Origin of the sequence: Enterobacter sp. SENG-6 (assembly GCF_001605945.1) — a bacterium.
Lineage (GTDB): Bacteria > Pseudomonadota > Gammaproteobacteria > Enterobacterales > Enterobacteriaceae > Enterobacter > Enterobacter cloacae.
This window is the reverse complement of the sequence record NZ_LOMM01000055.1, coordinates 156,025-180,878: the sequence shown is the minus strand read 5'-3', so window position 1 is coordinate 180,878 and position 24,854 is coordinate 156,025. Positions and strand designations below refer to the sequence as shown.

The 24,854-nt window shown below is 59.2% G+C and carries 23 protein-coding genes; 14 read left to right on the top strand and 9 right to left on the bottom strand.

The window, feature by feature from the left end:
• Nucleotides 1-36: 36 nt before the first annotated feature.
• Nucleotides 37-1,041, bottom strand: a complete 1,005-nt coding sequence (locus tag AX755_RS20170) for a chemotaxis protein (RefSeq protein WP_013098100.1) — start codon at nt 1,039-1,041, stop codon at nt 37-39.
• 64 nt (nt 1,042-1,105) lie between these two features.
• On the bottom strand, nt 1,106-2,023 hold the full coding sequence (gene rbn, locus AX755_RS20165; RefSeq protein WP_058662053.1) for a ribonuclease BN: 918 nt from the start codon (nt 2,021-2,023) through the stop codon (nt 1,106-1,108).
• 70 nt (nt 2,024-2,093) lie between these two features.
• Between rbn and AX755_RS20160 the strand changes: the two genes are divergently transcribed.
• From AX755_RS20160 to menE, 8 genes are all read left to right on the top strand, one after another.
• Nucleotides 2,094-2,555: a GNAT family N-acetyltransferase gene (locus tag AX755_RS20160; RefSeq protein WP_058651761.1), complete on the top strand. Its 462-nt coding sequence runs from the start codon at nt 2,094-2,096 to the stop codon at nt 2,553-2,555.
• A 53-nt stretch (nt 2,556-2,608) separates the two neighbouring features.
• Nucleotides 2,609-2,914, top strand: coding sequence for a stress response protein ElaB (gene elaB, locus AX755_RS20155; RefSeq protein ID WP_028028061.1), 306 nt, complete (start codon nt 2,609-2,611; stop codon nt 2,912-2,914).
• A 95-nt stretch (nt 2,915-3,009) separates the two neighbouring features.
• On the top strand, nt 3,010-4,305 hold the full coding sequence (menF, locus tag AX755_RS20150; RefSeq protein WP_062857318.1) for an isochorismate synthase MenF: 1,296 nt from the start codon (nt 3,010-3,012) through the stop codon (nt 4,303-4,305).
• Between the two features lie 88 nt (nt 4,306-4,393).
• Nucleotides 4,394-6,064 (top strand): 2-succinyl-5-enolpyruvyl-6-hydroxy-3-cyclohexene-1-carboxylic-acid synthase, encoded by a 1,671-nt coding sequence (menD, locus tag AX755_RS20145; protein ID WP_029881731.1) that lies wholly within the window; start codon nt 4,394-4,396, stop codon nt 6,062-6,064.
• Nucleotides 6,061-6,837, top strand: a complete 777-nt coding sequence (gene menH, locus AX755_RS20140; protein WP_062857317.1) for a 2-succinyl-6-hydroxy-2,4-cyclohexadiene-1-carboxylate synthase — start codon at nt 6,061-6,063, stop codon at nt 6,835-6,837. Before menD ends, menH begins: the two co-directional genes overlap by 4 nt.
• Complete coding sequence (gene menB / locus AX755_RS20135; protein WP_013098093.1) at nt 6,834-7,691, top strand: 1,4-dihydroxy-2-naphthoyl-CoA synthase; 858 nt, start codon at nt 6,834-6,836, stop codon at nt 7,689-7,691. The genes menH and menB overlap by 4 nt, the downstream gene beginning before the upstream one ends.
• Entirely contained in the window at nt 7,691-8,656 is a 966-nt protein-coding gene (gene menC, locus AX755_RS20130) for an o-succinylbenzoate synthase (RefSeq protein WP_038983967.1), read from the top strand. Before menB ends, menC begins: the two co-directional genes overlap by 1 nt.
• Complete coding sequence (gene menE, locus AX755_RS20125; protein WP_062857316.1) at nt 8,653-10,014, top strand: o-succinylbenzoate--CoA ligase; 1,362 nt, start codon at nt 8,653-8,655, stop codon at nt 10,012-10,014. The genes menC and menE overlap by 4 nt, the downstream gene beginning before the upstream one ends.
• Here the strand turns inward: menE and AX755_RS20120 are convergent, their stop codons facing one another.
• The 3 genes from AX755_RS20120 to AX755_RS20110 are packed head-to-tail and all read right to left on the bottom strand — an operon-like array spanning nt 10,015 to nt 12,961.
• Complete coding sequence (locus AX755_RS20120) at nt 10,015-11,526, bottom strand: tripartite tricarboxylate transporter permease (protein WP_062857315.1); 1,512 nt, start codon at nt 11,524-11,526, stop codon at nt 10,015-10,017.
• An 11-nt stretch (nt 11,527-11,537) separates the two neighbouring features.
• Nucleotides 11,538-11,969, bottom strand: coding sequence for a tripartite tricarboxylate transporter TctB family protein (locus tag AX755_RS20115; RefSeq protein WP_013098089.1), 432 nt, complete (start codon nt 11,967-11,969; stop codon nt 11,538-11,540).
• A gap of 11 nt (nt 11,970-11,980) precedes the next feature.
• Nucleotides 11,981-12,961, bottom strand: a complete 981-nt coding sequence (locus tag AX755_RS20110; RefSeq protein WP_013098088.1) for a Bug family tripartite tricarboxylate transporter substrate binding protein — start codon at nt 12,959-12,961, stop codon at nt 11,981-11,983.
• Nucleotides 12,962-13,110: 149 nt separating this feature from the next.
• On the opposite strand from AX755_RS20110, the gene tctD reads away from it, so the two are divergent.
• The 4 genes from tctD to AX755_RS20090 all read left to right on the top strand — a co-directional run bounded on the left by tctD (nt 13,111) and on the right by AX755_RS20090 (nt 17,146).
• A complete protein-coding gene (tctD, locus tag AX755_RS20105) occupies nt 13,111-13,785 on the top strand; it encodes a transcriptional regulator TctD (RefSeq protein WP_013098025.1) in 675 nt (224 codons plus the stop codon).
• Complete coding sequence (locus tag AX755_RS20100) at nt 13,772-15,181, top strand: sensor histidine kinase (protein WP_062857314.1); 1,410 nt, start codon at nt 13,772-13,774, stop codon at nt 15,179-15,181. Before tctD ends, AX755_RS20100 begins: the two co-directional genes overlap by 14 nt.
• Nucleotides 15,182-15,313: 132 nt before the next feature.
• On the top strand, nt 15,314-15,853 hold the full coding sequence (locus AX755_RS20095; RefSeq protein WP_062857313.1) for a YfaZ family outer membrane protein: 540 nt from the start codon (nt 15,314-15,316) through the stop codon (nt 15,851-15,853).
• Between the two features lie 93 nt (nt 15,854-15,946).
• Nucleotides 15,947-17,146 carry a nicotinamide mononucleotide deamidase-related protein YfaY gene (locus AX755_RS20090; RefSeq protein WP_058662046.1) on the top strand — a complete coding sequence of 400 codons (1,200 nt, stop codon included), beginning with the start codon at nt 15,947-15,949 and terminating at the stop codon, nt 17,144-17,146.
• A 32-nt stretch (nt 17,147-17,178) separates the two neighbouring features.
• Here AX755_RS20090 and glpC read toward each other — a convergent pair whose 3' ends face one another.
• Genes glpC through glpA form a run of 3 tightly spaced genes read right to left on the bottom strand, consistent with a single transcriptional unit; the run spans nt 17,179 to nt 21,201 of the window.
• Complete coding sequence (gene glpC, locus AX755_RS20085; protein WP_020690658.1) at nt 17,179-18,369, bottom strand: anaerobic glycerol-3-phosphate dehydrogenase subunit GlpC; 1,191 nt, start codon at nt 18,367-18,369, stop codon at nt 17,179-17,181.
• Nucleotides 18,366-19,583 (bottom strand): glycerol-3-phosphate dehydrogenase subunit GlpB, encoded by a 1,218-nt coding sequence (gene glpB, locus AX755_RS20080; protein ID WP_040022395.1) that lies wholly within the window; start codon nt 19,581-19,583, stop codon nt 18,366-18,368. The genes glpC and glpB overlap by 4 nt, the downstream gene beginning before the upstream one ends.
• Entirely contained in the window at nt 19,573-21,201 is a 1,629-nt protein-coding gene (glpA, locus tag AX755_RS20075) for an anaerobic glycerol-3-phosphate dehydrogenase subunit A (RefSeq protein WP_013098019.1), read from the bottom strand. The genes glpB and glpA overlap by 11 nt, the downstream gene beginning before the upstream one ends.
• A gap of 255 nt (nt 21,202-21,456) precedes the next feature.
• Between glpA and glpT the strand changes: the two genes are divergently transcribed.
• Entirely contained in the window at nt 21,457-22,809 is a 1,353-nt protein-coding gene (glpT, locus tag AX755_RS20070; RefSeq protein ID WP_013098018.1) for a glycerol-3-phosphate transporter, read from the top strand.
• Between the two features lie 11 nt (nt 22,810-22,820).
• Nucleotides 22,821-23,879, top strand: a complete 1,059-nt coding sequence (gene glpQ / locus AX755_RS20065) for a glycerophosphodiester phosphodiesterase (RefSeq protein ID WP_062857312.1) — start codon at nt 22,821-22,823, stop codon at nt 23,877-23,879.
• A 24-nt stretch (nt 23,880-23,903) separates the two neighbouring features.
• Here the strand turns inward: glpQ and AX755_RS20060 are convergent, their stop codons facing one another.
• On the bottom strand, nt 23,904-24,833 hold the full coding sequence (locus AX755_RS20060; protein ID WP_013098016.1) for a LysR family transcriptional regulator: 930 nt from the start codon (nt 24,831-24,833) through the stop codon (nt 23,904-23,906).
• Nucleotides 24,834-24,854: the final 21 nt, after the last annotated feature.

Below are 24,854 nucleotides of genomic sequence, written 5' to 3'. Positions count from 1 at the left end.
AGAGGGACGGGGTAAGGGCACCAGCCCGCACCAGACTTAAGCCAGCTGTTTCCTGCTAATCAACGGCCCGTCAATCTTCTTCATCGAACGGTCCAGCACCTCTTCAATCACCGACGACAGCTCGTTCAACTCAAACTTCGCCACGTAGCCGTCGGCCTTCACTTTACGAATATGATCTTCGTTGGCGTTGCCCGAAAGCGAAGAGTGGATCACCACCGGAATATCTTTCAGCAGCGGGTCGGTTTTGATTTTGCGCGTCAGCGTGAAACCGTCCATCTCTGGCATTTCGAGGTCGGTCAGCACCAGGGCAATTTTATCGGTGATCGGCACCCCTTCAGCCTGCGCCTGCGCGGCCAGCACGCCAATTTTCTCCCATGCGTCTTTACCGGTGATATGCAGCTGCGCCGGGATCTCCATAGCCTGTAATCCCTTCTCCAGCATGGAGCGCGCGACTTTGGAATCTTCCGCTACAATCGCCACAGCGCCAGGCTTGATGTGGAACTTAGTGGTCTGCAGATTCGTGGCGTGCAGATCGTGGTTGGCCGGCGTGATGTCATACAGGATCTGCTCAACGTCCAGCACCATCGCCAGCTCGTTGGTATCGGTCTTTTCGTCCAGACAGGCGATACTGGTGATGTAACGTCCGCTGACGGCGGTTTCCGCCGCGTGAACCTGCTTCCAGTCAAGGCGCATGATGTTCTCAACCGATTCCACCGCAAACGCCTGCACGCTGCGGGCATATTCGGTGATCAGCAGGATGTTGAGCCCCGTCGTCGGCTTACAGCCCGCCACGGCGGCCAGGTCGATCACCGGGATCACCTGATCGCGGATATTCACCATCCCCATCAGCGGGGACTTCATCCCTGCGGGTTTGGTGAACTCCGGCATCGGCACAATTTCACGCAGCTTAAAAACGTTAATGCCAAACAGCTCGGATTTATTTTCATTCAGAGACGTGCCCAGACGGAACAGCAACAGCTCAAAACGATTCGACAGGGTGAGATTTGCCCTGTCATCAATATCTTTCTGGAAATTATCCATTCTACCCTCAAGTGAAATGCTGCCCTTTTAATCGTTATCGGCATCCTGAGAGAAAAGTGAAGGACTAAACGCTGACCTTAGTGAAATCGTTGGCCAGCTCACACGCCGGGAACACGTCGCGGCACTCTGCCAGCAGTTTTTCACAGCCGCGGGCGTCATAGCGCGAGCTGACATGGGTGACAATCAATCTTCCGACGTTCGCTTCACGGGCAAGCGCCGCCGCCTGACGTGTTGAGCTGTGACCCCGGCTGTTGGCTTTCTCTTCCATCGCCGTTTCAAGCGTGGCTTCGTGCACCATCACATCCACCTCTCGCGCCAGTTGCAGGGCCGCAGGGCAGGGCGCGGTATCGCCAAAAATCGCCAGTTTTTTTCCTGGCTGCGGTGGGGCGAGATAGTCCTGGCCATTAATCGTGCGGCCGTCCTCAAGCGTGACGGTATCGCCCTGTTTCAGTCGCTGGAAAAGCGGTCCGGGCTTCACACCATCGGCAACCAGCGCAGCGGCGTCGAGCGCGCCGGGCTTATCATGCGCTTCGATGCGGTAGCCATAGCACTCAACCGGATGGTTGAGCGGCCGGGCGGTGACGGTATAGTCCCCGTCATCCAAAACCAGCCCCTCGGTTATCTCAATCACCTCCAGTGGATAATCCGTCCACGACCCGCTCAGGCGCAGCGTGGTTTCAACAAACTCACCAGTACCCGCCGGCCCGTAAATCGTCAGCGGGTTGGCATTACCCGCCATCGAACGGCTGCACAGCAGGCCCGGCAGGCCAAACAGGTGATCGCCATGCAGATGCGTGATAAAGATCTTATCCAGCTTACCGGGATGATAAGCGGTGTGTAACAGTTGATGCTGCGTTCCTTCGCCACAGTCAAACAGCCACAGTCCGCCACGGGTTGGGTGCTGCAGATCCAGCAGGATCGCGGTCACGTTTCGTGTGCGTGTTGGCACGCCAGCGGACGTACCCAGAAAAATCAGTTCCATAACGCAATCAGCCCTTTGCCGAATGGGGGAGGGTTTAGTATAACGTGATGAACCCAGGAAGGAGACCGACATGATCCAGTGGCAAGATTTACACCATAGTGAACTCACCGTTCAGACACTGTACGCCCTGCTCAAACTGCGCTGCGAAGTGTTTGTTGTGGAACAAACCTGCCCGTATCAGGACATCGATGGCGATGATCTGGTGGGCGAGAACCGTCATATTCTCGGCTGGAGGGATAACGAGCTGGTGGCGTATGCGAGGATTCTGAAAAGCGGGGACGATTTTGAGCCTGTCGTTATTGGTCGCGTCATTATTAGCGGCAAGGCGCGCGGTGAAAAACTGGGCTATCAGCTGATGGAAAAAACGCTGGAGGCATGCCAAAAACAGTGGCCAGACAAGGCGTTATACCTTGGCGCACAGGCGCACCTTCAGTCTTTCTACGGCCACTTTGGCTTTATGCCGGTCACGGACGTGTACGACGAAGACGGCATTCCTCATATCGGTATGGCGCGGGAAGTGAAACAGGCGTAATGGCAGGTCGTTGGCTATAGTTAGCGGACTGGTGTACTAACATGGAGAAAAATATGTCATTTCAATCCTGGGATACCCGTGTCGATGACGACCTGACGTTACTGAGCGAAACGCTGGAAGAGGTGTTACGTTCGTCCGGCGACCCTGCCGATCAGAAATATATCGAACTCAAGGCACGTGCCGAACAGGCGCTACATGATGTCAAAACCCGCGTCAGCCATGCCTCCGACAATTACTACTACCGCGCAAAAAAAGCGGTGTATCGCGCCGATGATTACGTCCATGAAAAACCGTGGCAAGGCATTGGTGTCGGTGCGGCGGTGGGTCTGGTGCTGGGGCTGCTTCTGGCCCGTCGTTAACCCCTGAATCGGACGCTTAACCCCTCCCTATACGTGGGTACTGATATTTCTGATGGTACCCCGTATACTAAGCGTTTTTACAGGGAGAGGTTCGCGTGCATTCGATTTCCAACGCGCTGGAACGTCTGCGTACTCAGCTTGCGCAAGCGTTACCCGCTACACCCGGCTTACGTCACGTTGACGTCTCTTTCCCGTTAAACGACGCTTTCGACCCTCTCGCCTGGCTTGGTGCTCAGTGCCTGTTTCCCCAGTTTTACTGGCAGCAGCGTAACGGTGATGAAGAGCTGGCTGCGCTGGGCGCCGTCATCCATTTTCCCTCTCTGGCTCAGGCTTCGCAGTTTTTACAGCAACAGCCTGTAGCGAACGACACGCGGATCTGCGGCCTGAATGCCTTCACCCCGGAGCAGGGCAGTCTCTTTTTACCCCGCCTGCTGTGGCGACGTTCTGCCGGGACCGCCACGTTGCGTCTGCAGCTGTGGAGTGATCGTTCCCTTCAGGAGGATGCCAACGCGGCGCTGGTGTTCTTACAGCAGCTTCGCGATGCCCGCCCAATCCGCCCGCTCTCCGCCCAGGTAGTGCAGGAGACCCATCAGCCGCAAAAACCGGAATGGCTGCGCCTTATCCGCCAGGCGACAGAGACCATCGCGCGCGGCGAAGTCGAAAAGGTGGTGCTCGCCCGGGCAACCGATCTGCAGTTCAGTCAGCCTGTGAATGCCGTGGCGCTGATGGCGGCCAGCCGTGCCCTGAATCTGAACTGCTATCATTTCTGCATGGTTTTCGATGCCAGCAACGCGTTTCTTGGCTCCACACCTGAACGGCTGTGGCGGCGGCGCGGCAACCTGCTGCGTACCGAAGCGCTGGCCGGTACCGTCGCCAGCCATCCCGATGACAAGCAGGCCCGCCTTCTGGGCGACTGGCTGATGAACGATGATAAAAACCAGCGTGAAAACATGCTGGTGGTAGAGGATATCTGCCAGCGGCTGCAGCACCATACCCGGACGCTGGAGGTCCTGCCAGCACAGGTTATGCGGTTGCGCAAAGTGCAGCATCTTCGCCGCTGCATCTGGACCGAGCTCAAGCATGTGGATGATGAGCAATGTCTGCATGTGCTGCAGCCGACGGCTGCGGTTGCCGGGTTACCGCGCCAGCCAGCACGCGAATTCATACACCGCGTTGAACCTTTCGACCGGGAATGGTATGCCGGATCCGCCGGATATCTGTCGCCAGAACAAAGCGAGTTCTGCGTGGCCCTGCGCTCGGCGCGCGTCCATGACGCCACCGTCCGTCTTTACGCCGGGGCGGGGATCGTCAGCGGTTCCGATCCGGAACAGGAGTGGCAGGAGATCGAAAATAAAGCCGCAGGCTTGCGCTCTCTGCTCCTGAAGGATTAGTACTGATTCGCGCAATCCCGATTCATATCAAAATTCTATTTTTTTCTATTATTTATACTGTGTCGCATTCTTGATACCGGACAATCTCATGTCAGTAAGTTCTTTTAACCGACGCTGGGCGACGGTGATCCTTGAAGCCCTGACTCGCCATGGCGTCAGGCATGTGTGTATTGCGCCGGGCTCACGCTCCACACCGCTGACGCTGGCGGCAGCAGAGAACCGGGCATTTATTCACCACACCCATTTTGACGAGCGCGGCCTGGGCCACCTGGCTCTGGGGCTGGCAAAGGTCAGCAAGGAACCGGTGGCGGTGATCGTCACCTCCGGTACTGCCGTGGCAAACCTCTATCCGGCCCTTATTGAAGCCGGGCTGACCGGTGAGAAACTGGTTCTACTGACGGCCGATCGCCCGCCCGAGCTTATTGACTGCGGAGCGAACCAGGCTATTCGTCAGCCGGGCCTCTTTGCCTCGCATCCTTCGCAGACGGTTTCGTTACCCCGACCCACGCAGGACATTCCCGCAAGCTGGCTGGTCTCGACCGTCGATCACGCCATGGAGACGTTGCGCAGCGGGGCGTTACATATTAACTGTCCGTTTGCCGAGCCGTTGTACGGCGAAATGGACGACACCGGTCTTGCCTGGCAGCAGCAGCTTGGCGACTGGTGGGAGAGCGAAAAGCCGTGGCTACGCGAGCAGACACACCTTGAGAGCGCAAAGCAACGTGACTGGTTCTTCTGGCGACAAAAACGCGGCGTGGTTATTGCCGGGCGCATGAGCGCTGCCGAAGGCAGGCAGGTGGCCGAATGGGCACACACCCTTGGCTGGCCGCTGATTGGCGACGTGCTGTCCCAGACCGGACAGCCGCTGCCGTGTGCCGATCTCTGGCTCGGGAATGCGAAAGCGGTGACTGAGCTGGCGCAGGCGCAGATTGTGGTTCAGCTGGGCGCAAGCCTGACCGGCAAACGGTTACTGCAGTGGCAGGCAACCTGTAGCCCGGAAGAGTACTGGCTGGTGGACCCGCTGGAAGGGCGGCTCGATCCGGCGCACCATCGCGGTCGTCGTCTGGTGAGCGACATTGACGCCTGGCTGGCGCTCCACCCGGCGGAAAAGCGCGCCCCGTGGGCCGTTGAGATCCCGGCGCTGTCGCGTCAGGCGTGGGAGTTGACCGACGCACAATGCGAAGAATTTGGTGAAGCGGAGCTGGCGCACCGTATTTACCGGTATCTGCCGGAGCAGGGGCAACTGTTTGTCGGCAACAGCCTGGTGGTGCGTCTGATTGATGCGTTCTCAAAACTGCCTGCGGGCTATCCGGTCTACAGTAACCGGGGAGCCAGCGGCATTGACGGGTTGATCTCTACGGCGGCGGGTGTGCAGCGAGCCAGCGCGAAATCCACGCTGGCGATCGTGGGCGATCTTTCGGCACTGTACGATCTCAATGCGCTGGCGCTGCTGCGGCAGGTGTCGGCGCCGTTTGTGCTGATTGTGGTCAACAATAACGGCGGGCAGATCTTCTCCCTGCTGCCGACACCGCAGAGCGAACGCGAGCGCTTCTATCTGATGCCGCAGAACGTGCAGTTTGAACATGCCGCAGCGATGTTTAACCTGAAATACCACCGACCGGAAAACTGGGAAGCGCTGGATGCAGCCCTGAGCAGCGCCTGGCGACAGCCCGGTGCAACGCTGATTGAACTGGTCGTCAACGAGGCTGACGGTGCGCAGAAGCTGCAAAGTCTGCTGGCGCAGGTGAGCCACCTGTGATCCTTGCAGGCGCGCAACAGGCCGGTAAGCCAGGTTACCCCTGGCTGGTCTTTTTGCATGGATTTTCTGGCGATTGCCGCGAGTGGCAGACGGTCGGCGAGGCGCTCAGCGATTATCCCCGGCTTTATCTCGACCTGCCGGGGCATGGCCGGTCCGCCAGTATTGCCGTCACGGGGTTCGACGAGATGAGTGACGTGCTTACCCGAACCCTTGTTAGTTACAACATACTTAACTACTGGCTGGTGGGGTACTCCCTTGGCGGCCGCATTGCGATGTTTCATGCCTGCCAGGATCCTGCGGGGCTTTGCGGCATCATCGTGGAAGGCGGACATCCGGGCCTGAAGGGTGTCGCAGCACGAGAGGCAAGAGCAGCATCCGACCATCTGTGGGCGCAGCGTTTTCGCACGCAGCCCCTCTCAAACGTCTTTGCCGACTGGTATCAACAGCCTGTCTTTGCCTCCCTGACGGACAGCCAGCGCAGGGCGCTCATCGCCCTGCGCTGTCGCAACGCGGGCACAAACCTGGCGATGATGCTTGAGGCAACCTCGCTCGCCGTGCAACCAGACCTGCGTGCCGCACTCAGCGAGCGAAATTTCCCTTTTAATTATCTCTATGGCGAACGTGACGAGAAGTTCGCGGCCCTGGCCGCTGAACTGAACGCTGTTCGCCATGTCATTCCAAACGCCGGACACAACGCCCACCGGGAAAATCCCGGGGCGGTTAGCGCGAGTCTGGCTCAGATACTGCGTCGTCGAATAAAGGACACTCTATGATCTATCCTGATGAAAACATGCTCTATGCACCGGTTGAATGGCAAGACTGCTCCGAAGGTTACACCGACATTCGTTACCACAAATCGGCTGACGGTATCGCCAAAATCACCATTAATCGTCCGCAGGTGCGTAACGCCTTCCGTCCCCTGACCGTAAAAGAGATGATTCAGGCCCTGGCGGATGCGCGCTATGACGACAACATCGGCGTTATCGTCCTGACCGGGGAAGGCGAAAAAGCGTTCTGCTCCGGTGGCGATCAGAAAGTACGCGGTGACTACGGCGGATACCAGGACGATGCGGGTACCCATCACCTGAACGTGCTTGATTTCCAGCGTCAAATCCGTACCTGCCCAAAACCCGTGGTGGCCATGGTGGCAGGCTACTCCATCGGCGGTGGCCACGTGCTGCACATGATGTGCGATCTGACTATTGCCGCAGAGAACGCCATCTTCGGTCAGACGGGCCCGAAAGTCGGCTCCTTTGACGGCGGCTGGGGAGCTTCTTACATGGCGCGCATTGTCGGTCAGAAAAAAGCCCGCGAAATCTGGTTCCTGTGCCGTCAGTATAACGCCCAGGAAGCGCTGGATATGGGCCTGGTTAACACCGTGGTGCCGATTGCCGATCTCGAAAAAGAGACCGTTCGCTGGTGTCGCGAAATGCTGCAGAACAGCCCAATGGCGCTGCGCTGCCTGAAAGCGGCCCTGAACGCTGACTGTGACGGCCAGGCGGGGCTGCAGGAGCTGGCGGGTAACGCCACCATGCTGTTCTACATGACCGAAGAGGGTCAGGAAGGGCGCAACGCGTTTAACGAAAAACGCCAGCCAGACTTCAGTAAATACAAACGGAACCCGTAATGCGTCGCGCGCAGGTATACCGCTGGCAGATACCGATGGACGCGGGCGTGGTGCTGCGTGAACGGCGGTTAAAAACCCGTGATGGCTTCTTCGTGCAACTGCAGCAGGGTGAAGGGCAGGGCTGGGGCGAGATTTCGCCTCTGCCGGGCTTTAGCCTGGAGTCGCTGGAGGAGGCGCAGGCTGCGCTGATGGCATGGGTAGAGGAATGGCGTACAGGCCTGAATCCGCCGCTGCCCGATCTCCCTTCCGCCGCGTTTGGCATCAGCTGCGCGCTCGCGGAGCTCGACGGCAGCCTGCCTGATGAGGCCGATTACCGTGCCGCGCCGCTTTGCACGGGCGATCCGGACGAGCTGTTTGCCTTGCTCAGCGCAATGCCCGGCGAGAAAGTGGCGAAAATCAAAGTCGGTCTTTACGAAGCGGTACGCGACGGCATGGTCGCTAACCTCTTGCTGGAGGCGATCCCCGATCTGCGCCTGCGTCTGGATGCCAATCGCGCCTGGACGCCGCTTAAGGCGCAGCAGTTCGCGAAGTACGTCAACCCGGCGTACCGCAGCCGCATCGCTTTTCTGGAAGAGCCGTGCAAAACCCGTGAGGATTCACGCGCTTTTGCCCGAGAAACCGGCATTGCCATCGCCTGGGATGAAAGCCTGCGCGAGGCGGACTTTGCCTTTAGCGCCGAGCCTGGCGTCAGCGCCGTGGTCATAAAACCGACGCTAACGGGCAGTCTGGCGAAGGTGCGCGAACAGGTGGCGGCAGCGCATGAGGCAGGGCTGACGGCGGTGATCAGCTCCTCCATCGAATCCAGCCTTGGGCTGACGCAGCTGGCGCGCATTGCCGCCTGGTTAACGCCCGACACCATCCCGGGGCTGGATACGTTAAACCTGATGCAAACCCAGCTCATTCGCCCGTGGCCGGGGAGCGCGCTGCCGTGCGCGGGCGTTGAGGCGCTGGAGCCGTTGCAATGAGTTTTAGCGACTGGCCGTGGCGGCACTGGCGCGAGCAGCGTGCTGATAAACCGGCTCTGCGTCTCAACGACGAGGTGCTGAGCTGGCAACAGCTCTGCACCCGTATCGACAATCTGGCTGCAGGGTTTCATCAGCAGGGCGTGGAGGCGGGTGACGGCGTGCTGCTGCTCGCCCATAATCACCCGCAGACCCTGCTGGCATGGCTGGCGCTGCTCCAGTGCGGCGCGCGAATTCTTCCGGTTAATCCCCAGCTCCCGCATCCCCTGCTGGAGGTATTACTTCCTCAGATGACGCTGCGTTTTGCGCTGGTGCTGGACGGTCACTATGACGGGCTCGCCGCGCTTAGCATGCATGCTCCGTCCGGCGAATACCGCGTGGCATGGCAGCCTGAGCGGCTGGCCTCGATGACGCTCACCTCCGGCTCCACCGGGCTGCCGAAAGCGGCCGTTCATACCTGCGGGGCGCATCTTGCCAGCGCTGAGGGCGTCCTCGCGCTGATGCCCTACGGCGAGGATGACGACTGGCTGCTTTCGCTGCCGCTGTTTCATGTCTCCGGGCAGGGGATCTTATGGCGCTGGCTGCAGGCTGGCGCGCGCTTAACCGTACGCGAGAAGCAGCCGCTGGAGCAGGCCTTGCAGGGGTGTACGCATGCCTCGCTGGTGCCAACCCAGCTCTGGCGTCTGCTCAATACCCACCAGCGGATCGCGCTGAAAGCGGTACTGCTGGGCGGGGCCGCCATCCCCGTTGAGTTGACGCAACAGGCGCGCGCGCAGGGTATTTCTACGTTTTGTGGCTATGGCCTGACGGAGTTTGCCTCTACCGTCTGCGCGAAAGAGGCTGACGGTGAGCCGGACGTGGGCAGCGCATTGCCGGGCAGGGAGGTGCAGGTCGTTAACGGTGAAGTGTGGATCAAGGCGCAAAGCATGGCCTCAGGCTACTGGCGCGACTGCGCGTTGCTGCCGCTCACGAATTCAGAGGGCTGGTTTGCCACCCGCGATCGCGGCGAACTGCATGACGGTCGCCTGACGATCCTCGGTCGGATGGATAACCTCTTTTTCAGCGGAGGCGAGGGCATTCAGCCGGAGAGTCTTGAGCGGATTATCGCGACCCATCCGCACATCAGCCAGGTCTTCATTGTTCCGCTGAATGATGCCGAATTTGGTCAGCGTCCGGTAGCGGTGGTGGAGTGTGAACCGGGAACGGATATTACCCGCTTGCCGGAATGGGTACAGGGCAAACTGGCGCGATTTGAGCAGCCCGTGCACTGGCTGGTACTGCCTGCGGAGTTAAAAAATGGCGGGATTAAGATCTCCCGCCAGGCGTTAAAACAGTGGGTGAATGCCCAGCTGTCAGGTTAATTAGCCGACATCGGGCTGCGGCTTACGCTGACGACGCAGCAGGCGCAGCACCGGTGGCACGACCAACACCACAATAGCCAGCGCCAGCAGGATCTTCGCCACATTGCTGTCCCACAGAATGGCGACATCGCCATTGCTGATGGACAGGGCGCGGCGCAGGTTCTGTTCCAGCATCTCACCCAGCACAAAGCCCAGAATCAGCGGCGACATCGGGAAGTGCATTTTACGCAAGATGTAGCCGAACACCCCCAGCACCACCATCAGAATCAGGTCGAAGGTGGTGCTGTGTACCGCATACACCCCCACCGCCGAGACGGCCGCGATTGCGGGTACCAGGAACCACAGCGGAATGGTCAGCATACGGGTGAACAGGCCAATCAGCGGGATGTTCATGACCAGCAACATCACGTTGGCAATCAGCAGTGCCGCAATCAGCCCCCAGACGATGTCCGGCTGTTCGGTGAACATCGCCGGTCCTGGCGTGATGTTATAGAGCGTCAGCGCCCCCATCATCACCGCCGTGGTACCGGAGCCGGGCACGCCGAGCGTCAGCATGGGAATAAACGAGCCACAGGCCGAGGCATTGTTGGCCGCTTCGGGTGCGGCAACGCCGCGAATATCGCCTTTACCAAAGCTGTCGCTGTTACCGCTGATTTTTTTCTCCGTCATGTAGGTGATGGCGCTGGCGATGGTCGCCCCGGCGCCCGGCAGAATACCGACGAAGAAACCGATCACCGACGAACGCAGCGTGGCACCGATACACTGCGCGCCCTCTTTGGCGTTAAAGAGCATCCGGCCGGTTTTACGCACCAGCGTCTGCCCGCTGCTGGTATGTTCCAGCATCAGTAAGATCTCAGAGACAGAGAACAGACCAATCACGACCACGATAAACTGCACGCCGTCGGACAGGTGAACGCTGTCGAAGGTAAAGCGATAGACCCCGGTGTTGGCATCCACGCCGACGGTGGCTAACCCTAAGCCAATCAGCGCAGACAAAAACGATTTCAGTGGGTTTTGCGCCATCATGCTGCCGAGACAGGCAATGGCGAAGACCATCAGGGCAAAATACTCTGCCGGACCAAACGCCAGCGACCACTGGGCCAGCGCAGGCGCAAACAGAATGATGCCGCCAATGGCAATCAGCGAGCCAAAGAACGAACTGACGGCGGAAATAGACAGCGCCACGCCGCCGCGCCCCTGCCGCGCCATCGGGTAACCATCCAGCGCGGTCATAATGGCCGCCGCATCTCCGGGCACGTTGAGCAGTATTGACGAGATTCGGCCGCCATATTCACAGCCGATGTAGACCGTCGCCAGCAGGATCAGCGCTGATTCCGCAGGCAGATGCAGGGCAAACGCCAGCGGGAGCAAAATAGCGACCCCGTTGATGGGCCCAAGCCCAGGCAACAGACCGACGATCGTCCCGACGAAGCAGCCGATCAGGGCGATCACCAGGTTTTCCGGGGTCATCGCCACAGCGAACCCCTGTGAGAGGTAAATCCAGGTATCCATAGCGTGCTCCGTTAATTAAGCCAGGCGCCAAGCGGCAACGTCACATCCAGCAGGCGGTCAAAGGCGTACCACAGGAAAATGCCCATCACCACGCCAGAGATCCCCGCCGCAGGCAGGCTGGCGTTAAACAGCGTGCCGATCACCATCGTCAGGATTGCGGTCGCCACCGGGAAGCCGAGCCATTCAAAGCCCCAGGCATACATCAGCAGCACAATGACCATCACCAGCAGCCGCTGCAAAATGCGCTTAGGCGGCCACTCTACGGTATCCGGGTGGCGTAACAGCATGGCCACCGAGCAAAGCAGCATCAGGCCGACAATGCCCATTGGAAAGGGGCGTGGCCCCACGGGTTCATAGCTGTATTCGCTGTGGATCTGCCAGGCGACGAACATCCCGCCAATACAGAGCAACAACCAGATCCCGGCAAAAATGCGATCGCTCATAGCGCCTCCGGTTATTTGGCCAGGCCAAACGCTTTTGCTTTCTCGCGGTAGTCATTCACCTGTTTTTTGACATACTCGTCCAGCTGCTTACCGTTCAGGTTGAACTCAAACAGCCCGCGCAGATCGCGTTGCTTTTTAAATTCGTCTGTCTGCTGCAATTTGTTAAAGGTGTCGACCCACCACTGGTATTCGGCATCGGTCACTTTTGGCCCGACAAAGAAGCCGCGGATAATCGGCCAGACGAGGTCATAACCCTGCTCTTTTGCAGTCGGCACATTTGCCAGCTGTCCCGGCAGACGGTTTTCGGAGAAGACCGCCAGCACGCGGATTTTATCGCCGCTCAGGTAAGGCACCATTTCACTGAGGTCACCCGAAACTGCCTGCACGTGGTTGCCCATCAGCGCCGTCACCGGTTCACCGCCGCCCTCAAACGCCACGTAACGCATTTTGTGCGGATCCACTTTCGCCTGCTGCGCCAGCAGGGCGGCTTTCATCCAGTCCTGGCTGCCGATGGAGGCGCCTGCACCAATCACCACGCTGTTAGGGTCTTTTTCCATGGCGGTGAGCAAATCTTTCAGGGATTTCCACGGGGAATCTGCTCGCACGGCAATCATGCCGTAGTCGGTACCGACGGTGGCCAGCCAGCGCACGTCATCCACGCCGTAGCGGCCAAACTTGCCCTGGGAGAGGTTAAGCAGCGAGCCGCCGGAGAAGGCCACCACTGTGCCGGCTTCCGCCGGACGTTGCGCGACAATCGCGTTATAGGCTACCGCGCCCACGCCGCCTGGCATGTAGGTCACGCGCATCGGTTTTTCAATGGCCTTCGTCTCCAGCAGGCTGACCTGAATCAGCTTGCAGGTGAGATCGAAACCGCCGCCCGGTTTGGCCGGAGCGATACATTCGGTGCGGGACGGGGCGTCCTGCGCCTGGACAACAGAGGCACTCAACATTAATACGCTTGCAGCAATCGTTGAAAGTAATTGTTTTTTCATCGTTTATCCTCACGCCGGCGATCCGGGGGTACGGGTACGGGTTTTTTTCTGATTATGTGAACCACCTTGTAGCGGTTCCGTTGCGTGATTGTTAAAACAATAACCTTTCATTTCCCTTTCAACGCGACACCAACTTTACAGGATGTGATATGCGTCTCTTACTGGCGGAAGATAATCGTGAGCTGGCTCACTGGCTGGAGAAAGCGCTGGTGCAGGAGGGCTTTGCCGTAGACTGCGTTTCTGACGGGCGCGCGGCCGATCATCTGCTGCAGGGGGAAAACTACGCGGTAGCGATACTGGACATCGGTATGCCCGGTTTTGACGGCCTGGAGGTGGTGCACCGTTTACGTAAACGCGGCCAGACCTTGCCGGTGTTGTTTCTCACCGCACGCAGCAACGTGGCTGATCGGGTAAAAGGCCTGAACGCCGGGGCGGATGATTATCTGCCAAAACCGTTTGAGCTGGAGGAGCTGGACGCCAGGCTTCGCGCCCTGCTGCGCAGAAGCGAGGGGAGAACCCAGGAACGCCAGCGCCTTGGGGAGCTGGAGTATGACGACGACGGTTTTTTCCTGCTGCGCGACGAGCCGCTCTCGCTCACCCCGCGCGAACTGTCGCTGCTGAAGGTGCTGATGCATCGTCGCACCCGCCCCGTTTCCCGGCAGCAGTTGTTCGATCAGGTGTTTAGCCTGAACGACGACGTCAGCCCGGAGAGTCTCGATCTTTACATTCATCGCCTGCGCAAAAAGCTGAGCGGCAGCGGCGTGCGGATCACCACCCTGCGCGGACTGGGCTATGTGCTGGAGTGCGGCGATGAAGTGGGTTAAGCCTCAGTCGCTTTATCTGCAACTGCTGCTTTTTCTCGGCCTGCCGCTGCTGTTGTTGTGGGGATTATCGGCTTTTAACAGTTACGTCAGCGCCCTGCAGGCGGCGACCCAGGCGTACGACCGCACGCTGTTATCTTCGGCGCGTACCGTCTCTGAGCGGCTGGAGGTGCACAACGGCAAGCTGCTGGTTGATGTTCCCTGGGTGGTGCTCGACAGCTTTGAACTGAACATGAACGATCGCCTCTATTACAAGGTGGTTGACCCGGAGGGGAGGGTGATCTCCGGCTATGACGATCTGCCGAACATGCCCCCTTCCACGTCGCGCACCACGCACTATCCCGCGCTGGCCTGGTTTTATCATACCGAGTATCGCGGTCAGGCGATCCGCGTGGCGAAGCTGCTCCAGCCAGTTAACGAAGAAAATGTTTCCGGTATGGCGGAGATCTACGTCGCCGAAACCTTGCAGTCGCGGCGCTATCTGGCCACTCAGCTTCTGTTTTCATCGCTCGTTTCGCAGGGGCTGCTGGTGCTGCTGACGCTGGTCTTAACCGCCTGGCTGCTGCGCCGCGTGCTGCGCCCGATGCGTCAGCTTTCCTCGCTGATGGTGCGCCGTGAGCCAGGGCTGCTGGCCCCACTGCCGGAGCTGCTGCCCTGGTCGGAAACGCGGCTGCTGATCGTGGCCTTTAACCGTTATATCGACAGGTTACGCGGCGTACTTTCCCGCCAGGAGCGCTTCAACGCCGATGCGTCTCATCAGCTCAAAACGCCGCTGGCGGTGCTCAAAACCCAGGTTTCCGTTGCCCTGACGCGAAACGATCCGGCCCTGTGGCAGGAGAGTTTACGTGCCATGAACGTGACGCTGGATAACACCATCGTCCTCACCGAACGGCTGCTGCAACTCTCCACGGTGAGGCGCAAAGAGCAGGGGGATCGCCAGTTTGCGCCGGTGGACCTGGTTCAGGTGGTGCAGAACTGCTGTTTCTCGAGACTGACGCAGGCGCGCAGCAAGGCGATCGATTTGGGTTATGACGGCATTCAGCAACCCGTCTTGATAGACGGTGATGAGGTGCTGCTGGGGGAGCTGTGCGCCAACCTGCTTGAGAACGCGATCAAGTACACCCCGGCAGGCGGCATCGTCACCGTGTTCCTGCACACCGACGCGGGCGGCGTTGAGCTCAGCGTGGAGGATAGCGGGCCCGGCATCGAAGACAGTCAGATTCATCAGGCAGTACTGCCTTTCCATCGGCTGGACAACGTCGGGGACGCCAGCGGATCGGGTATCGGGCTGGCGCTGGCGAGCGATATCGCCCGGCTTCACCGAAGCCACCTGCAGCTTTCCCGCAGTGAGGCACTGGGAGGGCTGAGCGTAAAAATGCGCTTTCTGTTGCTGACGTAAAAAAAAACGCGCGTATCAAATCGTTACAATCTACTTGCCCGCCGCACGCAGAGTGCTTGATCGCCAGGCGTCTCAGGTTAAAATCTCGCGGTTTTTTTGGGACTTTTCTATAAATTGCGCGGGAACACGATAATGAAAAAAGTGGCATTGATGGGCTTAGGCCTGATATTCGTTTCGGCGGGGGCTAACGCCATCAGCTTTAACGGCTCAGCGGGTCAGGATTACACCCACCTGGGCTTTGGCCTGGGTACCGAGACCGCCGGTCTGGCGATGACCGGCGGCTGGACGCATAACGACGACGATGGCGATGCGGCAAGCCTCGGCCTGGGTCTGAATATTCCTCTTGGCCCGTTCCTGGCCACCGTCGGCGGTAAAGGCATCTACACCAACCCGAACGACGGCGACGAAGGGTACGCGGCAGCGGTGGGCGGCGGTCTGCAGTGGAAAATTGGCGACAGCTTCGGCCTGTTTGGTGAGTACTACTACTCTCCGGACTCCCTCTCCAGCGGTATCGACAGCTATGAAGAAGCCAACGCGGGTGCGCGCTGGACCATCATGCGCCCAATTACCATTGAAGCGGGTTATCGTTATCTGAATCTGGCGGGCAAAGACGGCAACCGCGACAACGCGCTGGCTGACGGCCCGTACGTGGGCGTCAGCGCAGGCTTCTAACTCCTCCGGCGCGGCGTCCGTCGCGCCAGTTTCTCTCCTCTCCATGCCGGTGATTGCGCTATAGTGTTTTCACCATATAAGCGGGAGAACACAATGATTAACGTGGAGATGTTATCCACCGGCGACGAAGTGCTGCATGGACAGATTATTGATACCAATGCTGCCTGGCTTGCCGATCTTTTCTTTGAGCAAGGATTACCGTTAACGCGCCGCAATACCGTAGGCGACAATCTTGAGTCGCTGGTGACCGTTCTGCGCGAGCGTAGCGAACACTGCGACGTGCTGATTGTGAACGGTGGGCTCGGCCCCACCAGCGACGATCTCAGCGCGCTGGCTGCCGCGACCGCCAAAGGCGAAGGGCTGGTATTGCACGAGGAGTGGCTGGCCCACATGGAGCGTTTCTTCTCCGAACGTGGCCGCGTGATGGCACCCAGCAACCGCAAACAGGCTGAAATCCCGGCCAGCGCCGAACTGGTCGATAACCCGGTGGGTACCGCCTGCGGTTTCGCCGTTCAACTGAACCGCTGCCTGATGTTCTTCACGCCGGGTGTCCCGTCTGAATTTAAAGTGATGGTCGAACAGCAGATCCTGCCGCGCCTTCGTCAACGTTTTACCCTGCCTGAACCGCCAGTCTGCCTGCGCCTGACCACCTTTGGCCGTTCGGAAAGCGATCTGGCGCAGAGCCTCGATCACCTGCCGCTGCCGCCGGGGGTATCCATGGGCTATCGCTCTTCCATGCCGATCATTGAACTCAAGCTCACCGGGCCTGCCACGCAGAAAGCGGCGATGCTGGCGCTCTGGCCGGAAGTGCAGCGCGTGGCGGGCGAAAGCCTGATTTTCGAGGGTACGGAAGGGCTACCGGCGCAGATTGCGAAGCATCTGCAGTCGCGCCAGCTGAGCGTCACCCTCAGCGAGCAGTTCACCGGCGGCCTGCTGGCGCTGCAACTGTCGCGCGTTAATGCTCCGCTGCTGGCCAGCGAGGTGGTGCCGTTCCAGCAGGAGACGCTGGCGCAGACGGCGCGCTGGGCGTCAGAACGCCGGGTCAACCATTTTGCCGGGCTGGCGCTGTTTGTCGGGGGGATGGATGAGGAATATCTCAACTTTGCGCTGGCTACGCCGGAAGGGACGCATGCCTTAAGAGTCAAAATGAGTATCACCCGCCACAGCCTGGCGGTGCGTCAGGACGTCTGCGCCATGATGGCGCTGAACATGCTGCGTCGCTGGCTGGCAGGTAAAGAGGTGGCCAGCGAGCACGGCTGGATCAACGTGGTGGAATCGCTGTTCGTTGAGTGACCGGTTTGCCGGGGCGGCGGCCCCGGCGATACCTAACCCAGGGCCTTCGCCAGCAACGTGATCGGATGCTCGCAGCGCTTGCTGGTGGACATCTCTATCTGCCACTTGCAGGTTTCGCAGTCGGTCACCACGATATCCGCGCCGCTCTCCTCAATCTGGCGGAACAGCGGCGCGCCAATTGCCTGTGATGTCTCGTAATTTTCACGCTTAAAGCCGTACGTCCCCGCAATGCCGCAGCAGCGCGAATCCAGCACCGTCAGCTCCAGCCCCGGAATTAACCGCAACAGTTCCAGCGTGTAAAGCGCCCAGCCCATTTTTTCCATATGGCACGGCGTGTGGTAGACCACTTTCAGGGGTAAATTTTTCAGCGGTAGCGTCTGCCCGCTGTCCAGCTTGCGCCACAGGAAACGGGTTGCCAGCTCGATATGTTCGCGCAGGCCGGTATTGTCCACGTCCAACAGGTGCGGATACTCATCGCGCAGCGTGAAGGTACAGGTCGAGGAGGTGGCCAGCACCGGAATGCCTTTATCGACGATGGCCTCGCGCAGCGACGAGACGTTGCTTCTGGCCTGTTTGCGCGCTTTATCGGTAAACCCGTTGGCGATCAGCGGCACGCCGCAGCATTTCTCCTTGTTCAGTAACTGCACGCCTGTACCCATGGCGTTCAGCACTTTCAGCAGATCTTTACCCAGCTGCGGATGGTTGTAGTTCACGTAGCAGCCATGGAAGAACGCGACCTGGTCGGCATACCGCGCCTGGTCTGCCGCTACGGATTTGTACCAGCGGCGGAAAGTGCCGTGGGAATATTTGGGCAGACTGCGGTGATGGTCGATCTTAAGCGTGGCATCCAGCAGCTGGCGCACCGGTTTCAGCGAGGTCGCGGCGTTCACCAGCGGGGCAAATGGCGTAGAGACGCTGCCCATCAGATCGGTATGGCTAAGAATGGCATCGCGCAGCGACGGTTTTTGCGTGCTATAGCGTGCCCGGGCGCGCTGAATAATGTCGCCGATTTTCACATCCGACGGACAGGCGACTTCACAACGTTTGCAGTTGATGCAGTATTTCAGCGCGTCATCGTACAGCGCGCCGTCCTTCAGACGCAGGCGCTCGCCGTCCGGCCCGGCCTGTTTCGGCCCGGGATAGCGCGGGTTAACGCCGCTGACCGGGCAGACGGTGGTGCAGACCGTGCATTTGATGCAGCTTTCAAAGCGGGTATCGTTCATTGTTCAGCCTCCGTGCGCTGGCAAATCTGCTCTGCCACATAGAGCGCCGTTATGGCGCAGACGCCGCCGCCGCAGCCCTGGGCGATAGGATCGTATCCGCCCAAAAGCGAGCCGATGGCGTAGAGATTCGGTACTGACTTTCCTGAAAGTTGCGGATGCAGCTGGTTATCCACGATTACGCCGAACTGCTGCCACGGCTGCGGGGCAAAGAAATCGCTCTGATACCAGTCCGCGCGAGAGGCGCTCTGGCGGACGTCCAGCCCCATAATCGCCTCGCGAATGCCGTCCCGGCTGCTCAGCAGACCGTTGCTGAAGAAACTGCCGCTTGCCAGCACCGCGTAACGCGTACGAAGCGGAATATCGTCGTGGTTGCGGGTCCAGATTTCGCTCACCGAGCCGTCAGTCAGGGTGATTTTTTTCACTTCATCACCCGCCATCCACACGCCTCCCTGGGCCACAAACTGGCGCTGAAGCTGGGTATGCAGGCGAATGCCGGGCACCGACGGAGGAAGCGTTGGCAGCAGGCCGAGCGAGCAGGGCAGGCGGTCGGACAGCCAGCGCCACAGCCGGTTGTCCTGTAAGCCAAAGCAGGCGGGCATAAACAGCGCATCGCATCCCTCTGCAAGCGGTTTGAGCGCCTCATACAGCAGCGGCCATTTCTCTTCGTTATCGAGCAAACGGGCAATATTCACCGCGCGGAACTCGCTGGGGTTGTCGCGCAGGACATCCAGCTCAGGAAGGTCAATCTCTGCCGTTTCAGCGTTGACCCCCTGGCGACTGAGCGAGGCCGCTGCCAGATGGGGCTGAAAATCCAGAAAACCGCTAATGCCCACCACCCGCACGCGCGTGGCCTTGAACGGGGCAACGGGGACCTCCTCCGGGCTGAGCCAGGCGGAACGCAGGGTGCCAAGCGGCGTGACGCGCGCGTGGTTTTGCCTGGCGCTCCCCTGCATACGTGCGCCGCAATCAGCCAGCAGCGCCTCGGTCTCCAGGGCAAAGCGGTCAATGTGCTGCGCGCCAGTCAGGTGATAAGGATGCTCTGCCGGCAGTTTTTCGCGGTACGTTTCGTCCACCAGATCCAGCGAGCCCGACGAGAAGTGCAGGGCGCTCTGGCCCCGGGTGATAATGGCGCAGCGCAGTCCCTGCTTCGTGAGTTTGATGCCACAGAGCAGACCCGCCAGCCCGCCGCCGACGATCACCGTATCAAATTTCATCGCGTTGCTCCTTCTCAAGACCGCAAAGCCCCTGGTACACCCAGCGGGTAAATTCGCTTTCACGCAGGGCATCACCCCAGGCGACAGGCTGAATGCCTTTCCAGCGCTCGTTCAGAAAATCGCTGAGCTGATCGAGCGACTGGGTGGCGGTGGTGGTATGAAAACGCTGCAGCAGCCCGGCGGCACGGCAGGCACACAGCTCCCCCTGACAGGTGCCCATCCCGACGCGGGTGCGGCGGCGGAGATCGAGCAGGCTATTCACCGTCAGATTCTCCACCGCGTATTGCACTTCCCCGGCGGTAACGGCCTCGCACTCGCATACCAGACTGCGGCTCAGCCGCCCTTCACCCAGCCAGACCGGTGTTCTGTCGCCATGGCGATAGACAGCCGAACCACGCAGGGGGGCAGGCAGGGAGATAATTTTTTGCAGCGTTTTCTCGGTGGACTGGCGCGAGCCGGGCAGGGGCTGTTCTGCGGTCACGCACGGTTCGCTATTGCCCAGTTTGCGGCAGACAGCATCCGTCGCCCATTCGGCCATCAGGCGGTAGGTCATCAATTTACCGCCGGTGATGGTGATGAAGCCGTCCAGCCCGTCGCGCGCGGCATGGTCAAGCAGCACAATGCCGCGGCTGACATTGCGTCCGCTCGGGTCGTTATCGCTGGCGACAAGCGGGCGCACACCCGCATAGGCGCGCAGGATGCGGGTCTGGGCCATCACCGGCGCCAGTTTTTCTCCTTCGCGCAGCAGGATGTCGACCTCTTCTGCGGTGACCCGATTGTAGTCGATCTCGCTGTAGTCAACGTGGGTGGAGGTGGTCCCGATTAACGAAATGGTATCGCCGGGGACAAGGATGTCTGCGTCAGACGGTTTACGGCAGCGGTTGATGACATGGTTATTAATGCGGTGGTCGAGGATCAGCAGCGAGCCTTTGGCCGGGAACATGCGCACAGATAAATCGGCGTATTCTGCGATGCGTTGCCCCCAGATCCCCGCCGCGTTGACCACCACGGCGGCATACAGCTCGCTGTGTTCGTTGTACTGCGTATCCAGGACCCGCACGCCCACGATGCGATGCCCCTCACGGATAAGCCCGGTGACCTGATGGCCGGTCAGGATCCGCGCGCTGTGCTCGCGGGCATCCAGCATGTTGGCCGCCGTCAGACGAAACGGATCCACGGTGCCGTCCGGGACTTTTACTGCACCCGTCAGTGCCGGATTAACCGAAGGTTCGATGCGGCGTGCAAGGGCCGGGTCAATGGCTTGCGCCTGAATTCCCGCGGCCTGGCAGGCGGTAATGAAAGTTGACTGAAAGGCGAGATCGTCTTCGGGAAGCGTAATAAACAGGCCGTCGGTCGGTTCAATACAGTGGCGGGCGATACGTCGCAGGATCTGATTTTCGGCGATACATTCGCGTGCCGATTCGCCGTCGGTAACGGCGTAGCGGGCGCCGCTGTGCAGCAGGCCATGATTGCGTCCGGTAGCGCCGGTCGCAATATCATGGCGCTCCAGGAGCGTGACGCTCAGCCCTCTGAGCGCACAGTCGCGTGCGATGCCAGCGCCGGTCGCGCCCCCGCCAATGATAATCACATCGCTGTAGCGTGGATCGTGAATTGTCATTGTCATCCCTCTGTGTTCGTTTTTTATCATTTAGCCACATGAAAACTGTGGTTTGTTTGATTTCGAACACAAACGAGCGAAATTCGAAAGTGAAACGTGATTCCATGCGCTTTTTTGCGCATGTTGTCATATTTCTGTAACAATTTGTGCGTTGATTCACAGTAACAATCACCGTGATTTCTTAACATCCCCGCCTTGCTGGAGTTTGGGGCAGTTAAACCCCTGTAAATTCAATACATGGCCACGGAGGCTGTCATGCTCAGTATCTTTAAACCTGCGCCGCACCGGGCGCGTCTGCCTGAGGCAGAAATAGATCCGCTTTACCGCCGCCTGCGCTGGCAAATTTTCCTGGGGATCTTCTTCGGGTATGCGGCGTATTACCTTGTGCGTAAAAACTTTGCCCTCGCCATGCCTTATCTGGTTGAGCAGGGCTTTTCGCGTGGCGATCTCGGGTTCGCGCTGTCGGGGATCTCCATCGCCTACGGCTTTTCGAAATTCATCATGGGATCGGTGTCGGATCGCTCGAATCCGCGCGTGTTCCTGCCAGCCGGTCTGATCCTGGCGGCGGCGGTGATGCTGTTTATGGGTTTTGTGCCATGGGCAACGTCCAGCATCGCCATTATGTTTGTGCTGCTGTTCCTGTGCGGCTGGTTCCAGGGGATGGGATGGCCGCCATGCGGGCGTACCATGGTGCACTGGTGGTCGCAAAAGGAGCGTGGCGGTATCGTGTCGGTGTGGAACTGCGCGCATAACGTGGGTGGTGGCATTCCGCCTCTGCTGTTCCTGCTGGGGATGGCCTGGTTTAACGACTGGCACGCTGCGCTCTATATGCCTGCCTTTGGCGCCATTCTGGTGGCGATTATCGCCTTTGCGCTGATGCGCGATACACCGCAGTCCTGCGGCCTGCCGCCGATTGAGGAGTACAAAAACGACTATCCGGATGATTACAGCGAGAAGCACGAAGAAGAGCTGACGGCAAAGCAGATCTTCATGAAGTACGTGTTGCCGAACAAACTGCTGTGGTACATCGCGGTTGCGAACGTGTTTGTTTACCTGCTGCGTTACGGCATCCTCGACTGGTCACCGACCTACCTGAAAGAGGTGAAGCATTTCGCGCTGGATAAATCCTCCTGGGCCTACTTCCTGTACGAATACGCGGGGATCCCGGGGACGCTGATTTGCGGCTGGATGTCGGACAAAGTATTTAAGGGCAACCGTGGCGCAACGGGCGTCTTCTTTATGACGCTCGTGACCATTGCCACCGTCGTCTACTGGCTCAACCCGCCGGGTAACCCGGGCGTGGATATGACCTGTATGATCGTCATCGGCTTCCTGATTTATGGTCCTGTTATGTTGATCGGTCTGCATGCGCTGGAACTGGCACCGAAAAAAGCAGCCGGTACGGCGGCAGGCTTTACCGGTCTGTTCGGCTACCTGGGCGGTTCGGTCGCGGCGAGCGCCATCGTGGGCTATACCGTTGACTTCTTCGGCTGGGACGGCGGCTTTATGGTGATGATCGGCGGCAGCGTGCTGGCGGTACTGCTGCTGATTGTTGTGATGATCGGTGAAAAACGTCACCACGCGGACGTGCTGGCGCGTCGTCAATAAGGAGCATTGCCATGAAATTAACTCAATTAGCGACCGGTCTGCTGCTGGCGGGCCTGATGACCGGCTCCGCACTGGCGGCGGATAAAATCGTTATTGCTCATCGCGGCGCAAGCGGCTATCTGCCGGAGCATACGCTGCCGGCGAAAGCGATGGCCTACGCGCAGGGGGCCGATTATCTTGAGCAGGATCTGGTGATGACAAAGGACGACCAGCTGGTCGTCCTGCATGACCACTATCTTGATCGCGTGACCGATGTGGCGGAGCGTTTCCCGGACCGCGCCCGTAAAGATGGTCGTTTTTACGCCATCGATTTTACTCTGGATGAAATCCGCTCTCTGAAGTTTACCGAAGGCTTCGAGATTGAAAACGGCAAGAAGGTGCAGGTTTATCCGGGACGTTTCCCGATGGGTAAATCTGACTTCCGTATCCATACCTTCCAGGAAGAGATTGAGTTTGTTCAGGGGCTGAACCACTCGACAGGCAAAAATATCGGTATCTATCCGGAAATTAAAGCCCCGTGGTTCCATCACCAGGAAGGGAAGGATATTGCCGCGAAGACGCTGGAGGTGCTGAAGCAATACGGCTACACCAGCAAGAAGGACAAAGTTTATCTCCAGTGTTTTGACGCCGCAGAACTGAAGCGCATCAAAAGCGAGCTGGAGCCTAAGATGGGGATGGATCTCAATCTGGTCCAGCTGATTGCCTATACCGACTGGAACGAAACCCAGGAGAAGCAGGCAGACGGCAAGTGGGTAAACTACAACTACGACTGGATGTTCAAACCGGGCGCCATGAAGCAGATCGCGCAGTACGCCGACGGGATCGGGCCGGATTACCACATGCTGGTGGCGGAAGGTTCAACCCCGGGCCACGTGAAGCTGACGGCGATGGTAAAAGAGGCACACGCCAGCAAGATGCAGGTGCATCCGTATACGGTGCGTGCTGACCAGTTACCGCCGTACGCCACGGACGTGAATCAGCTTTACGGGGTGTTGTATAAGCAGGCGGACGTAGACGGGTTGTTTACGGATTTCCCGGATAAAGCAGTTTCATTCCTGCATAACAAGTAATACAAGGGGCCGTAAGGCCCTTTTTTATTCGGGCAGTAGGCCGGCCAGCCTTAGCTTTTTTTCCCATTCTGGCTCTGGCCCTAGCTGTTCTGCGACCAGGTTGACCAGCGCCTGGATCACCGGCGAGGCGCGACGCGTCTGGCGATACAGGGCCACAATGTTGCCACCATCCGGTTGCCAGCCGGGTAAAATAATATTCAGTTCTCCGCGCAATATCGCATCAGCACCTAAAAATAACGGCATGACCACAATCCCAAGCCCTGCTTTGGCGGCTTCCAGCAGGCTGAATGCATTATCCGAACGCAGACGATTTCTGACGCGCCAGTTCTGGCGCTGCCCGTTATGCAGTAGCTGCCAGCAACCGCCTGGCGCACGGTGGGTATATAACAGTCCGTCATGCTGCTCCAGCTCAACGGGGTGCACAGGCGTGCCCCGTTGCGCCAGATAGTCCGGGCTCGCGCACAGCCAGGTCAGATTGCGCGCCAGCGTGCGGGCGATGAGCGTAGAGTCCGGGACGAGACCGAGGCGGATGGCGATATCAAAGTCGGGCTGATGCATATTAATCTGCCGATCTTCTGTCGAGATATCGAGAGACAGCCCCGGATGAGCGCCAATAAATCCGGCCAGGATCGTCGACAGATGGGTGGTCATAAAGGTATGCGAGGTGGCGATACGCAGCTCGCCGTGAAGCTCGCTGCGTGAGGGTGCCACGGCTTCTTCCGCCTGTGTGACTTCGTCAAGGATACGCACGCACTCCTGATAAAAAAGCAGACCCGCTTCCGTCAGGCTAAGGCGGGGCCCACGCTCCAGCAAGCTTGCGCCAAGCCGTTTCTCCAGCATCTTGACGCGCTGGCTGACCACCGATTTTGATGTTCCCAGCTTTGCCGCCGCGCCAACAAAGCTTTGCGACTCAACAACCGAAACAAACGTGCTCATCTCCACGAACTTGTTCACACAGGCGCTCCTTTATGGCTT

Coding starts and splice junctions, on each gene's coding strand:
- AX755_RS20170 (WP_013098100.1), bottom strand. CDS start 1,041: ATGGATAATTTCCAGAAAGATATTGATGACAGGGCAAATCTCACCCTG.
- rbn (WP_058662053.1), bottom strand. CDS start 2,023: ATGGAACTGATTTTTCTGGGTACGTCCGCTGGCGTGCCAACACGCACA.
- AX755_RS20160 (WP_058651761.1), top strand. CDS start 2,094: ATGATCCAGTGGCAAGATTTACACCATAGTGAACTCACCGTTCAGACA.
- elaB (WP_028028061.1), top strand. CDS start 2,609: ATGTCATTTCAATCCTGGGATACCCGTGTCGATGACGACCTGACGTTA.
- menD (WP_029881731.1), top strand. CDS start 4,394: ATGTCAGTAAGTTCTTTTAACCGACGCTGGGCGACGGTGATCCTTGAA.
- menB (WP_013098093.1), top strand. CDS start 6,834: ATGATCTATCCTGATGAAAACATGCTCTATGCACCGGTTGAATGGCAA.
- menC (WP_038983967.1), top strand. CDS start 7,691: ATGCGTCGCGCGCAGGTATACCGCTGGCAGATACCGATGGACGCGGGC.
- menE (WP_062857316.1), top strand. CDS start 8,653: ATGAGTTTTAGCGACTGGCCGTGGCGGCACTGGCGCGAGCAGCGTGCT.
- AX755_RS20120 (WP_062857315.1), bottom strand. CDS start 11,526: ATGGATACCTGGATTTACCTCTCACAGGGGTTCGCTGTGGCGATGACC.
- AX755_RS20115 (WP_013098089.1), bottom strand. CDS start 11,969: ATGAGCGATCGCATTTTTGCCGGGATCTGGTTGTTGCTCTGTATTGGC.
- AX755_RS20110 (WP_013098088.1), bottom strand. CDS start 12,961: ATGAAAAAACAATTACTTTCAACGATTGCTGCAAGCGTATTAATGTTG.
- tctD (WP_013098025.1), top strand. CDS start 13,111: ATGCGTCTCTTACTGGCGGAAGATAATCGTGAGCTGGCTCACTGGCTG.
- AX755_RS20100 (WP_062857314.1), top strand. CDS start 13,772: ATGAAGTGGGTTAAGCCTCAGTCGCTTTATCTGCAACTGCTGCTTTTT.
- AX755_RS20095 (WP_062857313.1), top strand. CDS start 15,314: ATGAAAAAAGTGGCATTGATGGGCTTAGGCCTGATATTCGTTTCGGCG.
- AX755_RS20090 (WP_058662046.1), top strand. CDS start 15,947: ATGATTAACGTGGAGATGTTATCCACCGGCGACGAAGTGCTGCATGGA.
- glpC (WP_020690658.1), bottom strand. CDS start 18,369: ATGAACGATACCCGCTTTGAAAGCTGCATCAAATGCACGGTCTGCACC.
- glpB (WP_040022395.1), bottom strand. CDS start 19,583: ATGAAATTTGATACGGTGATCGTCGGCGGCGGGCTGGCGGGTCTGCTC.
- glpA (WP_013098019.1), bottom strand. CDS start 21,201: ATGACAATTCACGATCCACGCTACAGCGATGTGATTATCATTGGCGGG.
- glpT (WP_013098018.1), top strand. CDS start 21,457: ATGCTCAGTATCTTTAAACCTGCGCCGCACCGGGCGCGTCTGCCTGAG.
- glpQ (WP_062857312.1), top strand. CDS start 22,821: ATGAAATTAACTCAATTAGCGACCGGTCTGCTGCTGGCGGGCCTGATG.